Here is a 16,418-nt window from a genome sequence, read left to right as displayed (position 1 = left end):
CTGATATCATAAATAACCGCAAACGAATCGGAGATTGGGAAAGGGACCTGATGTTTGGGGATTCGCGAAGTGCGGCGATGGGGTGAGTAATTTGCCATTTTCTCCTCTGGAACAGCAGGGATTATTGTTCTCGATCTGTCCATCCGTGGAGGCCTTCCGCGCGGGGCATCCTTGCCCCTTGGGCTTTCTATTTGTGTGGGATTTTGTTTTCTGGATGAAATCAAAGTAGTAAACCCGGTTTAATTCGGCTTGGCTGGATGCCAAGACGACAACGCTCTCATGGATGGATGAAATGTCGCCAACTCTTCTCTCGAGGTGCAGGAGAGATTCTGCGCAAAACGGCATAAACATAAATCTCCCCGTCGATTGAATTATTCACGACCGGGGATGAATTTCTCGTGAGCCGGGAGAGTTTATTTTTTGACGATGACTTTTTTGTTTACGAATTCGTAGAAGCCCTCTTCGCCAAGCTCGCGGCCGTAGCCGGAGTCTTTGACTCCACCGAAGGGTCGTTCGGGAGAGGATCTAAAAAAGTCGTTTACGGCCACAGAGCCCGTGTCCATACTTTGCGCGATGGAGTACGCTCGATGAGAATCTCCGCTGAACACCGCGCCCCCGAGGCCGTAAGGCGTCGAGTTTGCAATTTGGATCGCGTCGGGATCATTTTCAAAGGGAATTAAGGTAAAAATCGGTCCGAAGACTTCTTCATTAAATGCGATGGAAGGATCTTGATGAACAATCGTTGGCGTCAAGAAAAAACCCTTAGTGAGCAACGTCGGATGAGTGTACTTCACCTGGGCGCCGAGCTTCATCATCTGATCCAGTTGCTGAAGTAGGCCCTCTAACAAATCTTTGCGCGCCACGGGTCCCATTTCAGTGGTGTTTAAAAGGGGATCGCCCACTTTCAATTTTTCCATTTGATCAATCAACAAGTCCGTGACCGGCTGAATCACTTGACGGTGGATGATCAATCGCTTGGCGGAAATACAACTCTGCCCTGCATTTAAAATCCGCGCTTGAAACATTTTTTGTGCAGCCAGTTCAAGATTTGCATCCTCGCAAACGATGTAGGCATCATTTCCGCCGAGCTCCAGAACCACTTTTTTTAAGTGTTTTCCGGCGGTTTCCGCCACGGACTTTCCGGCGCGAGTGCTCCCGGTAAGACTTACTCCTCGAATCATCGGCGAACCGATCAGCTCCGCCGCACCTTGATGATCGACCAAAATATTGGTGTAGACATCATTCATTCGCGCTTTTCTAAACACGTCCTCGATCAGCAACGAGGTCCCGGCGACGTTTTCGGCATGTTTCACCACCACGCAGTTACCTGCAAGCATGGTCGGAATGGCAAATCGAAAAACCTGCCACAGTGGAAAATTCCACGGCATAATTCCAAAAATAATCCCTTGAGGCGCGCTATGAATCTCGAAGCCTTTGTGTTTTTTAATTGCAAGAGCCGTCTTGGACTCTTCCACGCAAAACTCGATCAGTTGTATGCACTTTTCAACCTCCGCCTGGGACTGCACGATCGGCTTCCCCATTTCGTGGGTCATGCTTCGGGACAACGCCTCTTTATTTTTGAGTAATTGTTGCGCCAGAGCCAACATATGCTCCTGGCGATCCTGCAAGGATGTATGCGACCAACGCTCAAAGGCCGCTTGCGATCGCTTCATCAGAGACTGCACTTCGCTCTCTGTGGCGTATTTGAATTTTTCTAAAGTCTTCTCGGTGGTGGGATTGATCGTGGAAAAATAGGTTTTCATAGATTGATTTTTTACCACCTTCTTAAATTAAGACAAAGATTTATATTTTTCTCCTCGCGCCATCTCCACTCAGATTTTCTAAAGCTATTTTTTATGTTGAGGTTTTTTACAGGACCTCGACGTGGGGCCCATTTTTCAGGAGATCTTCAACAATTTGTCGAACTCTTGGTGAGATCTCAATCCGAGACATCTCTAGCCTCTTCCCCCGCGCCTCCATTAGTCCTATGATAATCAACAGATACGGGGGAGTAGGATGCTCAATGTTTGGTGGATTACAAAAGCAGAGAATCGTCAAAGGGATGACCGTAGTTCTTTCACTGTGCCTCTTACAAGGCTGCCTCAACTCTAAAACAAATTCGATTGTCGCCGACAATCCCGAGCAAGGGCCACTCGCAACTTTCGACGCCAATGTCTACGCGCTGAATAAGGTCGTTTGTGATCCTTTCGAGCCAGGAGCTCCCGGCCCCAATGATGGTCTCATCGCCCAACTCTATTATCGCGGCAGCGGTCAAAACGAGTGGTTCGATGTGCTCGCTTATATTAATAATGGAATTAAATCCAAGCAGACCTTCTTTTTTTCCAGTCTCGATGTGCCCACTCGTAAATTTGACATGGGCTTCCCCAAGCAGACCGGCGGAATGGTTCAAAACGATTCCGGCCAAGATCTTGTGGAGTTTTTCGCTCTTCGCTTTACGTCGGTATTAAAACTGGCTCCTCAAGACGAAGAGGGCACCTACGAACTCGCCCTTCTCTCCGACGACGGAGCGACGATAAAAATTCGTCAGCCCGATGGAAATTATAAAATTGTCGTTGATAATGACGGCACTCATCCGACACGCATGGGCTGTGGTGAGCGCATCGAGATGACTAGCGAGTCCGAAGTGTTAGTGCAAATGGACTACTATCAAGGTCCACGTTATCACATTGCGATGATTCCGATGTGGAGAAAAGTTTCGAGCTCCACGCCTAAAGATCCTCGGTGCGGTCAAAGCGGAAATGATTTATTCTTTGACTGGCATAACAATTCAAAGCCACGTGCTGCTTATAACGAAATCTTAAGCCGAGGTTGGAAACCCATCCACGCCGACAACTGGAATCTTCCGGCGTTTGCGATTTTTAATCCTTGCACTGAAGGAACAGTTCCAACCATTAGTAACTTCCGCATCGTCGAAAACGTGGAAGGCATGGTGACTCTCGCCTGGGATACAAATATTCCTACAACATCCCAAGTCCTATTTAAAAATATTGCGACCGGCGAAGAAGCTCTCACAACGGCAGACAACCGCTTAAGAGTGAATCATCAGGTCAGCATCTACGGACAATTGGAAGCCGGAGCCACTTACGATTTTAGCGCAGTGTCGATCTCTGCAGATTACGGAAAATCTGTGAGCAATCCCATCCGACATTTGGTGCGATAAGAAAGAGATGGGTCGACCACCGGAAATCAAAAGGAGTTGACGATGAAACTGTTCATGATCTGTATTGTGCCCTTGCTCATTTTTAATGTGAAGTTGGCTCATGCGGCGAGCAGCAGTTACGAGCCGGTGGTCGACTGCGCCGATGTGGAAGCGCTTCCGCTGATCGAAGCCAAAGCCCAAGGAATTGCCGAGGAGACCTGTAAGGAATCTTACGTGGATTTGATGATTTCTATGACGGCGATTCATACTGAAGGCGCAGGATCCACTCACTACTTTATTCGTTTTCAGTGCGGAAATTCCAAAGAGTCCATCACAGCGATACTCACTTCAACTCCGCAAAACGAATGTTCTAAAATCTCCTACAAGATTTTAGATTCCATCAGTGCCGCCCCCAGTGATGAGCGGCCCTCATAAATTCAAAGGTCAAACAGGGCCTCTAAGCCCTCTTCTTCCTCATCGATCTACTCAACAGTGATCCACACGTTCTCGATCCCGTTGTCGCGGACGAGACGATTAAAAATAAATCCATTGTCAGGATGTAAACGGATACAGCCATGAGAAGCTTTCTGGCCTAATAGTGGCCAATTGGCTTCGGGAGTTCCATGGATCGCAAAGCCGCCTTCGATAAATACCGCATACGGCATGTTTCCTAATCCCTTGTAGTCACCGCCGGGATATTTGGAGGAAGAATACTTATCGTAAATACGACCGTTCGGATGACGATCAAATTTGGGAGTTCCATGGCCGGCAGCTCCCGTCGACACATCCCAGACGTAAGAAACTTCGCCGCCAATGTAAAGCGTGAGCTCTTGAGTGGCCCGGTTCACTCGCGCCCAAACATGACACTCGTCACGCTTACAGCCGGAACGACTGTTGTCCTCCTGCCCGTAGCCTTCGAGAAAAGGAGAAATCCCCGTTTCTTCTTCGTAAATGTGATCAAATTCTTCGAGATGCTGGTCGATGTCGGGACGGAATGGATTTAACTCTTCGGTGTCCCCTTGTGGACCCAGTTCGTAGGACTCCAACGGCATTTCGGCCCTGGCTCCGGTGGCTGTCAAAAGTAACGAAACAAAAAGAATACGACTCAACATACTTATCTCCCCTTAAGTAAAATGTGATGTGCTCACTGAGCGAGCACTGTGGACTTAGACTCACCTCCTTATGGATAAAAATTACAGAGGAGTCAAAGCGAATGCGGATCCCATTTACGACGCTCACCGCCATCTGACCCGGCGGTTGAATTGCTCAAGTATCTTCGCTAATTATCAAGAGATTGTAATTCGACGGCGCTTTCAACGGCGTCATATCCATGGTGTCGTAGCTCAGTTGGATAGAGCATCTGCCTTCTAAGCAGACGGTCGCACGTTCGAATCGTGCCGACATCACCACCCGTCCCGCCCTTATTTTGCAAAATCAGCTTTAAGTATTGAAAATCAAAACCGAATAGTTTCAATAACTTAGTTACATCTCACTTTCTTAAATATAACCCGAAATCACCAGAAATAACCCTATCGTGTGGATTTTGTGTGGTAGCGATGTGGTAACTTTCTCTCTGAAAACTCATAATTTAGGAGCGCAAAGTGTGGTAATTGCCTTTGGAAAACTGTGTCGGTCGACTTCACTCTGGACCTTTAAACTTTATGAGAGGTAATATGAGCACGTTAGTGAAAGTAATTTTGTGGGCGCACTATGCATAGGCTTTGTTCAGAGTGTCCCTTACCTTAATCACGAAATGAAAAGGGTATTGGTTAAGCGCATGAAAATGGGGTTCGCCCCTAATCCCACATTTTCTTTAGGAAATAAGCGCCAATGATTTATGCAACAATAGTAAATCTCAAGATAAGGCTATTCTTTAAATTGGCTGGAAACTAGTATATGAAACCCATATTGTTAAGGTTATGTGGAACAAAAAACCTTAGAACACTAAGGACGGCTACACTAAGATTTTGCCCCCAACCATCCACTGAACAATAAATTTGAGTACGTTTCTGAACATACAAAAGTAATGAAACAATTACTACTGCCTGTAAATAAATAGCAAGGAGCGCAACCGAGGATTTGCCAAATGCTTTCGGCAAATCGTAATCCTTATGTATTTCCAGCAAGCGCTCCAGCGAATCTCCTATCCACAAAATTTAATACCCGAGTAACTCTACAATTTTTTCAAAGCAGTTCGAGACCGGTTGAGCACGATTTTGCTACAATTTTGATCTCCAGCGACGAATAGACAATCGATCTTTTCCATAATTTTTCTTCTTATTTTATAGGACGCTCCCCACTTCGCTATTCCCAGATAAGAATTCATGGATGAGCGAAGCTCATCAAGTACATCTTCATCAAATAAATCCGATCGTTTTCGCCACTGACTTACTCTGGATTTCATTTTATTGAGAGTGCGAGTCCTTATATAGCGCCGAGAAGGTTTGTGTACATAGCCTACAAAATCAATTCCCTGGTGAATTAACCCAATTCTTTTCTTAAACGGATGGAATTCTAGCTTTAACCGATCCATGAGATATTCCTGCAAACAATCTAACCAGCGATTCAATCGATCACTCGAAGGATCTAAAATCACTATATCATCTACATAGCGGTAATAATATCTGGCTCTAAGAATATGCTTCGCATACTGATCGAGCTCATTCATGTAAACGTTAGCGAAAAATTGACTTGTGAGATTTCCAATTGGTAGGCCTCGATCAGACGAAGTTTCCCAAAGACTTTTATGCTTTGGCACACGTCCGAAAGCCTCCGGTTTAGACTTCATTAAACAGTTCTCTCTAGGATCGTGAAATATCACCTGATAAATAAGATCCAATAACCACGGCTCTACAACCCTTGGCTCAACAATTTTAAATAACGTAGGCTTATGAATACTTACGAAGAAATTCCTTACATCCGCTCCCAGAAAGTAGCCATCCTTTTGCCAGTTGCTTGTGATAGACCGCATGCCGGAAAAGAGACGATTGGACCCGTCTAAAGTCCCACGATGCCGAATGCACGCAAAAGAATCTCTAATAAATCGCGGCTGAAACCGATCAACCAGGCGATTGAATATAATGTGATGAACGATACGATCTCTAAAGGTCGCAGACCAGATCTCACGGATTTTCGGCTGCTCGATCACAAACGCGATACTTCGACTGATTTTATACTTTTTTTCCTTAATTTCTGTATAGAGAGCAAAGAGATTTTCCTCCAGATGGAACTCAAAATCTAAGGCATACACCGAATTTCGCTTTCCTCTTCGACAGGAATAATAAGCCTCAACTACTTCCTGAAATTCTAAATCCATAAACTGGCCTCTCCCCGCTTTAGAATAAAAGCAAAGGGGCCCAATCTCCGCACACAACGTACCCTGTAGGCATTGTTCTTATTATTGTTATTCTGGTTGCCATCGCTAAACCTCTGAATCCACGAATTATTATTATTGTACTCCGTGGAGGCCCAACGACAGCGCAACTTCGACGAACATTGCGATGGATCACTCCTTGAACACAGAACCCGAACCTTCAAGTCTGTGACTTTTCCGCGCGAACTCATCGTTAGCGTCGAAAAAACATAGGTTGGCTTTTTCGTAAAACAATTACTTTTCCAACCGAATCCATCCCGAGATTTGAGACGCTCTCTCGATTAAGCCGTAACTCCAATCGATTCTGGCTAACCCCTTTGCTTTGTAAACAAAATCTATGTAAAGTAAATATAAATCAACTTTTTTTATTTAGACACAATGAGTAAAAGCACACCGCTAGCTTAAAGGATCAGCAAAAATCGCATCGACTTTTTTGGAACATTAAAATTTTGATGTACTTTTACTTATTTATTTAGCTCGAGTCAGAGACTTCTTCCACCCCATAGATTGCCTGCTGATGGATTCGGTCATCTCCACTAACGACGCGTAGTTTTTTAAGGATAAAATTTTTAAATCGTGCGCTAAGCGCACGAGAAGTTCTACAACTTGCAGTCTCTCTAACATGGTCTCAATCACAGGAATTTTTTGAGCCGAGGCGTTTGCTTTGTAAATCAAAACCACAAGCTCGATCACCTCCTGCTGGAGATTTTGCGCCAAGGTGAATTTATATTCTCGCGGAAAATCTTTTGTGACCCGATGAATTCGCTCCAGCAGTTCGTAGGTCAATTTGTAGATCGGAAGATGTTTATAGCGAGACATCCTACTATTCCTATAACAACTTAAAATCGCCACCCCTAACGGGGTGGGGTTAAAATCATTAAATAATTAAATCATCCATTTAAACACTTACGTGTTTAAAATCTCCGCACACAACGTACCCTGTAGGCAAAGTTCTTAGTATTGCCACTTTCTGGTAGCCATCGCTAAACCTCTGAATCCACGAATCAGTATTATTGTACTCCGTGGAGGCCCAATACCAGTTTCCGGTTTGATCTAGCCCCGAAATACTTGCGCGATTCGTATAAAATAAATTTAATTCATAGCGATTAGGTAAATGCCAATCGGTGTAGCCACCATAAGACAAGCGATCACAGTATCTCGCCGCCGCATGGTAACCGCCCTGCCCAGCTGAAGTTATTGCAACGATATTGCCTGTATTCTGACTTCCGTAATATTGGTCCGTGTTGGAAGCTCCTGCGCCTGTCCCTATTGTTGATGTATAGTTCGTAAGCCCTGGAATATCGTACCAGTTACTTGACCCGTCATTCCAAGTTTTGGTTAAGCTATCCGTTCCTGAGCATGTAGGAGTGAAATCTGCATTCGGCCATATCGTTGAACCCGATCCGCCGCCCTGTTGCCCCGCAGGGATTTCTCCGCAACCGCCGGGAGTGGTCATATACTTATCCGTTCCACTCCCTGAGGTAGCTCCAGGACTTAAACTTCCCAGATAAATCGCTCCACCCGCACACGTAGTCCCTGGCGATGGGCTTCCTAAACACGGGTCGTTAATCGTTGTCCAGTTCGTCGCCGCTGTCGCGGTTCCAATATTTCCTAATGCATCCATGGCTCTTACGTAGACGGAATATTGAGTATTAGTAGCTAACGACAAGCTTCCAACATCGCTACCGCTCGTATGATTAGTCCAGTTATAAATAACAAAGTTATCGGAAGTTCTTTCAATTCTCACTTGATGGTTAGCCACAGTACTCCCACCCACATCACTGGCTGCACTATAGGTGATTGTCGGGCTATTAGTGAGATTTGAGGGCACACTACCAAGACTTACTCCCGTCGGCGCTGTAGGACCCGTATTATCTACGTTATAGGTACTTGACGGCCCTGCTGAAGGAGCTTGATCTCCGGTAGTGCTCTGGGCGGTATTAGCCGCAATCGAAATGCTCACATTGCCTGTGCCGGTGCAGCCATTCACCGTCACCGTGCGCGTGCTGCCGGCACCAGTCACACTCGTCACGCTACACCCAGCGGTGGCCGAGCCGCCTATAGTGATATTCCCTACAGCTAACGTAATTGTCGCGGTATCCGTACCAGATCCATAAGTGACTGTGTAGGTGACGGGGCCTGATTTGACTAAACTTGAACTGGGGCTTCCGATGGCAAGACTGGCTTGCGTTCCTGAAGAGATGTTAGCCCAGATCGTTCCGTTACAGAATTCCATTTTTTTAGCTGAGGAATTATAGCGAATAGTCCCTTCTGTCGTGCCGTTACAGCTCGTACCTACCGTTCCGATTTTAACTCCGCCCAAAGTTACGATGTCTCCACTGGCACTAATAGCGCCAGATGTGGTTAATGTCGTGGTACTCACTCCACCATTAGCAGTCAGTAATCCCGTTACGGTAAGAGTGCCTTGCGCGATCATATTATTCACAAACGTCTTAATGCCTGAAAAACTCTGTGCAATTTGATTCACAATTCCATCGGCACTAATACTGGCCGCAGGTAAGCGAGCCGCATCAATCGTTCCAGAGGCGATCACACTTCCTGGTAAACTTCCAATAGCTTGGCATTCAAAGGTATCGGTCAAACTTGACCACTTCACCGTCTGACCATTCGTGCAAGAGCCCATTCCCACAAACGCGGAATTCCCTAAGTTATCTTTGATATCGAAAAATTTAATATCTGCGGGCAGCCACTCTGTACTGCCACCGCCAATGTACTTAAAAAACTGTCCATCCACTGGAGCCGTTGTCGCCACATCATAGCCCTGAAGTTTAACCACTGTTGTCGCTACCGCGCCGGACCCGGTGGATGTCACGTCACCCGTTAAACTTGTCACAGATCCACTTGAGGCGTTGGCCCAACTGAGAACTCCTGAGCCATTTGTACTTAGAATTTGTCCATTAGTTCCATCTGTTGATGGAAGAGTCCAAGTGATGTTTGTACCTACCGTGGCCGGAGCTCGGAGGCCTAGGTAATTTGAAGAATCACCATCCGCAAAACGGAGTTCGCTTTGAGCATTTAAGGCGAGTGCGCCGGTCATGGCATCGCCCGATTTATTTACTTTTTCTAAATCCAATTCGTCAAGTGCCGCTTGCGCTGTGCTTGCGGCGATATTTCCAGCAGGAGTGTTTGAAATCTGAGTCGCTGTATAATCCCCACTTTGAGCTACGACAGCTCCAGTTCTGGTAAATACGCTGGTCACTGCACCTGAGTTATTGTCCGCTCCGCAGATCCAGCGGTCACTCGCGGCATCCCACTTTAAAACTTCGTTAGTTAAACACTCAGTCCCCGCTGGCATGTACGAAAAATACTCTGTCGCAGCACTTGTGATTTTTGAAACTCCGACCGAATTAATTTTAGCATTAGTAATTCCGCTATCTTTCACCCGCACGGTATTCGTTGAAATCTCAATTGTTGAATCATCCACATTTATGGATAAACTTCGATCGGCCGAAAGATCACCGCCGCCACTCAGTCCCGAACCCGAGTTCGTATTTACATTTCGCGCACTTGGTGCCGCTCCCACATCCGTAGCGGTGGCACCCGTTTTATCAATTTTACTCCAGGCGATGGCAGCACTGGAATTAATATCACTATTTGTAATCGCGCCGTCATTAATTTTTGCAGACGTTATCGCGTTGTTAGCTATAGTCAGAGCGCCGGTATTTGACAAAGTCGCATCCCCACTTAGATTCACAGGCTGTGCAAGATTTGAACTATCTCCCACCCAGAGTCTTGCAGAATTTAAACTGCTTCCAGTGACAGCAGATAATTTTGCGGTAAAGGCGTCGTAATCGGCTTTCGAAATTGTCCCAGAGGTCACGCCCGAGCTACTAGCCAGCGGAATGCTTAAGGTATGTATATTACTTCCCGAAGTGATCGCAGGAGCGTTGCCTGAGCTATTCACCGCAAATGTCTGCGTACTTCCGGTTTGACCGCCGAGGGATGTGAGTCCGGCACCGCTGATTCCTAATATCTGCCACGATGATCCATTACAGTATTGAAGCGATCCTGAAGCATATTTTATCATTCCGGCGTTCGCAGCGACAGAGCACGTTTCTCCTCCATCGCCAATCTGCAAAGTGCCTTCCACATCTAATTTTGTAGAAGGTGTGGCAGTTCCAATCCCGATACTTCCGCCTGAAGCTGTGAACTGTGTCGTTCCCACAGTTAAGCCATTTGCGGGAAGTATAAGTGCGCCCGTCATTGTGTCGCCGGATTTATTTAATTTTTCAGTATCTAATTCATTAAGAGCGGCTTGAGCTGTGGTCGCGGCAATATTTCCCGCCGGAGTATTTGTAATTTGAGTGGCGATGTAATCCCCGGATTGAGCTATAACGGCACCATTTCGTCCAAAAACCGTTGTCACCCCGCCGGAGTTGTTGTCTATCCCGCACTCCCACCCGTTTAAGGTCAGCTTTAAAACTTCACCGACAGCACAAGCTCCACCATTTGGTTGATAATTAAAGTATAACCCGAGGCCATTTGCGATCTTATTTACCGAGACAGAATTAATCTTAACATCGGTGACCTGGCTATTGCCGATATCTGCTGTCGCTATAGTACCGTCATCAATCTTATTACTTGTGACCGCATTCGCAGAAAGTTTTGTATTGCCAATTCCCGCATCTTTCACTTGTAGTTGATTTGAACCGTTGGTTTCAATGGATGAGTTATCAGTGACTACGGAAAGAGTTGCCGTGCCACTTGTCACGCCACCCGTGAGTGCTGATCCCGCGACAGTCGCTATGGCTTCAATGTCCCCATTTCCTCCGCCGCCACTACCTACGGCCTCCGCGCTATTCCCGTCCCAGTACATGATTTTATCCGTATCGCTATTGTACCAAGCGGCACCCTTGTTGCCGATACCCAAAGTTGATCCGAGTGTGGCTTCTTGAGTATTCGTGAATTTTCCTAGGGTGATCGTACTTAAATTTTGCAGGGTGATGTGGCCTGAGTTTAAGACCTGACTTCCACTCATGTTGATATTCCCGGCCATGGTGCCACCAGCTAAAGGAAGTTTTGTGGCATCTGTCGTTACAGGCGTAATCGCTTCCCAACGACTTAAAGTCGCGTTCCACGAAAGCACTCGCCCATTTCCCACGCCTGCACCGACGGTACTTACATCAATGTTAGCTCCTGCGATCTTCGTATCGGCGTAATTTTTTGTCGCCGCATCTTGGGCTAACGTCGGATCGCTCAAATTTTTAATCTGCTGATTGTTAAGATTTAACGGACTCGCCGACGTACCCGAAGCCAAATTATAGAGTGTGTTGTAGTTCGTCCCACCTAAAAGATTTTCCAAATTAGTTTGCGTGATATTTTGACCGGGATTGATCTGCACAAAATTCGATGCGGTAAAACCTTGAAGACTATTCGCGTACCACGCGTACGGCACACTTTGTAAATGAAAGTCCTGAGCTAACGTGACACTTCCTGAGCCATCATTGTAGCTAATGCGAACTTTTCGAGTATGGCCAGCTAAGGCGCTATAGCTTGATCCCGAACTGCACGTGGTGATTCCAGAAAAACTGATCGAGTTTTTCATAATGTCTGAAAGCAGAGATGTGTCCTCGTAGTCAGAGCCTGAGCGAATCCCATTCCCAACATTTAAACTAAACGCCCCGTCACTTCCCAGCATGTTGATTGAATGCTGCTCTTCGTAAAGAAGGCAATCGTTGGTGGGAGAGTACACTCTCACATTAAACACCACAGGATTAGCCTCCAAAGGTTGACCGCTCGCTTTTGTGATTTGCCCCTGATAGGTAAAACTTGAGGGCACCTGCGCTAAGGCTTTAGGAAATCCCACCCCCATAAGCACGAGGAAGGCCGCAACCCATCTTGAAGATGTAAAATAAAGTACAGCTAGGGATTTTCTCACGATCCCTTATCGGATCTTTACACAATTTCTGAAGCCAACGTCTCGAATTTATACGCTTCCTCTGCTCCAAAACTTGGATAGATCTTGGATGGCATGACTCACGAGCCGCCATCTTCATGTTTAACCCCTCCATCGGTCGAGTTCGCCACGACAATGATTAAGATCCATTTGGGCCAGTTAATTAGTACACGGTCAATTTTTAACAAAACGTTTCATTGTTAAAACTTGAAGGATTTAATTGCTCCGGGTTTGATGCGAGCAACACAGTCCAGACATTAGTTAGAAATATTAAGAATTATTAAGAAAAAAAAATCTATCGTTTCTGCATTTTTTCTGACTTTGGATGACAAGACATTTCAAGACCTGCGGCTTTCATCCATTTCTCAAGAGTGAGTACGGTCGGATTATACTTTCCTTTAAGAAAATTATAAAAACGCTCCGTTGGGACTTCATATTTCTGCGCCCAAGCCGCGACAGAACCATGTGTCGCGACAATGTGAGATTTTAACGCAGTTTTATAATTCGCCATTTGCTAATTATGGAGCACCTGCTATAACTTAAATAGACACATATATGTGCCTAGGAGTCAGTATGGATAAGTTCTGCAAGTTTCTTAAAAAGAAAAGAGTCGAGTCTGGTCTTAGCCAATGGGATGTCGCTCAAAAATTAGGCTACTCCTCACCGCAGTTTGTCTCCAATTGGGAGCGTTGTAAGTGCAGTCCCGCTATTGAGTCTTTTAAAGGTCTTTCCAATCTTTATGAAATTTCATTTGAGATCATGGTCAAAATGTATCTCAATGATCAAAAGCAAATGATTTATAAAAAGAATCGAGTCCGCAAAAACAAAACCGACATGACATCGCTTTAGTCAGAGTTATTCAGATTCTCTTAACTCAATTCACACCAATTGATGTTGGTGGTTATAGGGGCGAATTTCGCCCCTGAAAAAAATGTTAACTAAATACTATTGGCATCTGAGCAATAAGTTTCGTCTGATAACTGTTCACAAAGATTCACTAAAAAATGAAAAAGCACTTCCTTACATTCGAAGCTTAGGCTTTGCACAGAGCCTAGTGACTTTAGCTCCTCGCCACATTCACCCGGCGTGACTGCGGGAGAAACAAAACTATTGCCATAACCGCCATCTGACGATGAAGTGGGCTGCTCTAAAGACGACCGCCAAAGAAAGGCTGTTTGCTGATTCAGTGAACCAGGGTCATTACTCGAAAATCGCTTAGAGTTATTTCTGATCTGCTCAGCCCACTTTAACGCGGACTGCATCCTTTCCGTTTGCTTAGATTGAGCAATCTGTCCTCCTGGGTCGTTTGAAGCATTCGCTTCCCCCCCTATAAGAATAAAAAACGCAAAAAATGACCCTAAAACGAGATCATAAAATTTATGCCGACGAAATGTTTTTCCATCTAAACTTCCCTCTTCCATATTCGCTCTAAGTGCATTCTTGATAAAAAATTTGATATCCATAAGTTTCTTCCTTATTTCTATTGTTTGTTCTTCAGTAAAAAATCCATCGGTTGAAAAATAACTCTGCGTATTCCAATACTCTCGATCCCCCGCATTTTCTTTCATGAGCTTAAAAACTCGTGCATCTTTATTTAATTCCAAATTCATATCATACGTATGCTCGGTAAAATTGGGGAAATTTCCAGGATATTTTGTAAAGTATTTATCCCCAGGCGAGACATCTAAAATACCGGCCTTCACAAATCGATCGATGACTATTTTTGCCATATCCTCGCTGGGCTCACCGAAGCGCTCTAAAACGCCCGCTAGGGATAATGGCTCGATGCGGGTCGCATGAAATAGCTTTAAGGTATAGTCGTTTGCCATGATCTCTTCAGCTTGCTCAGCGGAAAATCGAACACAAGCGATGTCCCGTGGATCTGTCGATGGAATTGGAGGCATCTGCCTCACATTACTTTTCTCACCTAATGGTAAATGAATTAAACCCATTTTCTCTTCTCCTTATATTGCTTTCGGTCGTAAATCCTGGACTCTTAGTCTATTCAGATCCACGACAAGTTTTTTAATCTTCTTCTTTGTTTCTTGTTTTTCAGCCTTAGCTTTAAAATAGAGGTCGGACTCGAGATGACTCACTAATATCTGATAGTTTTCAAAGGAAATATGTCTGAGTGCTCTTACAACGAGCAACTCATCACATGAGGCCATAAGCCCCTCCTCTTCAAAAAATATCGAACTACTCACTCCTAGGTGAGAAGCGATCTTCGATAACTCTAAAGCTAAAACCTTTCTTTTCTGGTTCTCAATTTTTGCGATCGTCGAAATCGTGAACTCGCACATTCGATCAAGCTCCTGTTGAGATATCTTTTTTTCCATGCGCAAAGTTTTAATCTTTTGCGCCAGCTTTCGATCCCCTAGCGTCACATACCCTCCTTTTTTTAAAATTTACTATAAATACTTATTATTTTTATTAATCGTGAACTAACCCTAAGCGAATAGTTGTCCGGACACCATTCCAAAATTTTCAATTAGCGAATTTGGCTAATTGAAATGCTCTCAACTCAATAACCTCAATATATCTAAGAGGCCTAAAGCCTTAATACCCCAATCGATAAATCTACTTTCTCAAACACAGCATTAGAGAAATAAGCCAGATTCGCCAAACTTTAAAAATCAGGTTGATTGAAACACAAAAAAAGAATTATTCCTACGCCTCTTTAGATCGAAATCATTCACGATAGAAAGAAACAAATCAAAGATGAGTGAATAAATATTATTTAGCAATAGATGTACCACTGTTTTTAAAAAATAAACCGAAATCCTAGCGGCTCTTAGTCCAAATAGTAGGACTAGAGTCTTAAACTTGGGATTCAAACAAAGGACAAAAATTTATGTCGGCTAAAATTTATAATTCCGATGACGTTTCAAGGCTCAATGAAAATGCTTCAATGACTAAAGTTCAAACACTTTTCCCTCAAAGTTTAGACGATTGGGAAAAAATTCTAGAGGATATTGAAATCCCCTTAAGTGAAGTCTTGCTTCCCTACCCCAAACAGTTTGCTCATGCTTCTGAACTCAACAACATTAGTCAGCTTTGGAATGAGATGAAAACTTCAAATCCATTTGAGAGTTCGGTCGTTGAAGCCCTAGACGTTTTAAAACCCTTAGAAAAGAAAATCCTTATAAAGCTCTTTTGGGAAAGGAAGTCCTTAAGAGAAGTTTCCGAGGAAATAGAGATTTCCCACACGTCGGTCTCGCGCTACAGGGATAAGGCGTTTAAGAAATTAAAAAAACATTTCTTAAATTTGCCCCCCACTAATAGCAAAATTGTCACAAATATTTTTTAACCCCTTGTTACAGCTGTCACATTGTTACAGTTTTCACTATTAGTAGGAGGCAAACATGAAAAAACCTAAAACCGTCCACCACACGATCTCAGAAGATCTTGTGCGGTCTGAACTAAGGAAACTCCCTAGGGATATGAAACAAGCCCTTATCCAAAGATTTTGGCATCTTGAGACCATTTACGATATTTCCCGACATCTTGGGAAAACCTGGGAGGAAACAGATCATTTGCTCAAAGAGGGGTTAAATCAGATTAAACAGGGGCCAATCTCAAATTATTTTATGGATCTAGCTAGCGAGAACCAAATCGCTTGAAGTTTAAGATTTTTAAGGGAAACGAGAAAACTCATCGAGGGGAAATGCAGTTTTGTGAAGAAAAACGACTTCACATTGCACGCATTAAACATTTTCCAGATCTTTACATTAAAGCAAATACCAACCCACAGGAAAATGAAGACTATAAGGTTTACTGCTTAGAGAGTCTCGAACGTCCGGTGGGATTTGGAGAAATCGTTTATAAAAATGAAAAGCCATTTATCAAACTGCATCTGGGACTGACTGAGAATTATTATGTTTCACTAACAGATGATCTTCCCCCGAAAAAACGGACATAAATTTCATGCTGCGTTTCGTACCATCTCTTCACACTCTATCGGCGTCATG

14 protein-coding genes and 1 tRNA gene are annotated in these 16,418 nt (G+C 44.5%); 7 read left to right on the top strand and 8 right to left on the bottom strand.

Features of this window, described 5'->3' with window-relative positions; all coding sequences use genetic code 11:
* Positions 1–413: 413 nt before the first annotated feature.
* Positions 414–1,763: an aldehyde dehydrogenase family protein gene (locus tag K2Q26_15920; GenBank protein ID MBY0317007.1), complete on the bottom strand. Its 1,350-nt coding sequence runs from the start codon at positions 1,761–1,763 to the stop codon at positions 414–416.
* Between the two features lie 260 nt (positions 1,764–2,023).
* Here K2Q26_15920 and K2Q26_15915 point away from each other — a divergent pair, with 260 nt between their 5' ends.
* Positions 2,024–3,181: a hypothetical protein gene (locus K2Q26_15915; protein ID MBY0317006.1), complete on the top strand. Its 1,158-nt coding sequence runs from the start codon at positions 2,024–2,026 to the stop codon at positions 3,179–3,181.
* Between the two features lie 42 nt (positions 3,182–3,223).
* Positions 3,224–3,595, top strand: coding sequence for a hypothetical protein (locus K2Q26_15910; GenBank protein MBY0317005.1), 372 nt, complete (start codon positions 3,224–3,226; stop codon positions 3,593–3,595).
* 47 nt (positions 3,596–3,642) lie between these two features.
* Here the strand turns inward: K2Q26_15910 and K2Q26_15905 are convergent, their stop codons facing one another.
* Positions 3,643–4,212: a L,D-transpeptidase gene (locus K2Q26_15905; protein MBY0317004.1), complete on the bottom strand. Its 570-nt coding sequence runs from the start codon at positions 4,210–4,212 to the stop codon at positions 3,643–3,645.
* A 280-nt stretch (positions 4,213–4,492) separates the two neighbouring features.
* Between K2Q26_15905 and K2Q26_15900 the strand changes: the two genes are divergently transcribed.
* Positions 4,493–4,569, top strand: a tRNA-Arg gene (locus tag K2Q26_15900).
* Positions 4,570–5,333: 764 nt separating this feature from the next.
* Here the strand turns inward: K2Q26_15900 and K2Q26_15895 are convergent.
* From K2Q26_15895 to K2Q26_15880, 4 genes are all read right to left on the bottom strand, one after another.
* Positions 5,334–6,476 (bottom strand): RNA-directed DNA polymerase, encoded by a 1,143-nt coding sequence (locus tag K2Q26_15895; protein ID MBY0317003.1) that lies wholly within the window; start codon positions 6,474–6,476, stop codon positions 5,334–5,336.
* 525 nt (positions 6,477–7,001) lie between these two features.
* Complete coding sequence (locus K2Q26_15890) at positions 7,002–7,352, bottom strand: four helix bundle protein (protein ID MBY0317002.1); 351 nt, start codon at positions 7,350–7,352, stop codon at positions 7,002–7,004.
* 79 nt (positions 7,353–7,431) lie between these two features.
* A complete protein-coding gene (locus tag K2Q26_15885) occupies positions 7,432–12,432 on the bottom strand; it encodes a DUF1566 domain-containing protein (protein ID MBY0317001.1) in 5,001 nt (1,666 codons plus the stop codon).
* A gap of 313 nt (positions 12,433–12,745) precedes the next feature.
* The gene (locus K2Q26_15880; protein ID MBY0317000.1) at positions 12,746–12,961 is read right to left on the bottom strand and encodes a hypothetical protein; all 216 of its coding nucleotides are present in this window, start codon (positions 12,959–12,961) and stop codon (positions 12,746–12,748) included.
* A 62-nt stretch (positions 12,962–13,023) separates the two neighbouring features.
* Here K2Q26_15880 and K2Q26_15875 point away from each other — a divergent pair, with 62 nt between their 5' ends.
* The gene (locus K2Q26_15875; protein ID MBY0316999.1) at positions 13,024–13,299 is read left to right on the top strand and encodes a helix-turn-helix transcriptional regulator; all 276 of its coding nucleotides are present in this window, start codon (positions 13,024–13,026) and stop codon (positions 13,297–13,299) included.
* A gap of 89 nt (positions 13,300–13,388) precedes the next feature.
* Here K2Q26_15875 and K2Q26_15870 read toward each other — a convergent pair whose 3' ends face one another.
* The gene (locus K2Q26_15870; protein ID MBY0316998.1) at positions 13,389–14,402 is read right to left on the bottom strand and encodes a hypothetical protein; all 1,014 of its coding nucleotides are present in this window, start codon (positions 14,400–14,402) and stop codon (positions 13,389–13,391) included.
* A gap of 12 nt (positions 14,403–14,414) precedes the next feature.
* A complete protein-coding gene (locus K2Q26_15865) occupies positions 14,415–14,834 on the bottom strand; it encodes a helix-turn-helix domain-containing protein (GenBank protein ID MBY0316997.1) in 420 nt (139 codons plus the stop codon).
* 467 nt (positions 14,835–15,301) lie between these two features.
* Here K2Q26_15865 and K2Q26_15860 point away from each other — a divergent pair, with 467 nt between their 5' ends.
* Genes K2Q26_15860 through K2Q26_15850 form a run of 3 tightly spaced genes read left to right on the top strand, consistent with a single transcriptional unit; the run spans position 15,302 to position 16,369 of the window.
* Positions 15,302–15,757 (top strand): hypothetical protein, encoded by a 456-nt coding sequence (locus tag K2Q26_15860; GenBank protein MBY0316996.1) that lies wholly within the window; start codon positions 15,302–15,304, stop codon positions 15,755–15,757.
* A gap of 55 nt (positions 15,758–15,812) precedes the next feature.
* Positions 15,813–16,070, top strand: a complete 258-nt coding sequence (locus K2Q26_15855; GenBank protein ID MBY0316995.1) for a hypothetical protein — start codon at positions 15,813–15,815, stop codon at positions 16,068–16,070.
* Positions 16,071–16,114: 44 nt separating this feature from the next.
* Complete coding sequence (locus K2Q26_15850; GenBank protein MBY0316994.1) at positions 16,115–16,369, top strand: hypothetical protein; 255 nt, start codon at positions 16,115–16,117, stop codon at positions 16,367–16,369.
* The last annotated feature ends 49 nt before the right edge of the window (positions 16,370–16,418 follow it).

The organism is Bdellovibrionales bacterium (assembly GCA_019750295.1).
Classification (GTDB): domain Bacteria; phylum Bdellovibrionota; class Bdellovibrionia; order Bdellovibrionales; family JAGQZY01; genus JAIEOS01.
This window is presented reverse-complemented; position numbering and strand designations above follow the sequence as displayed.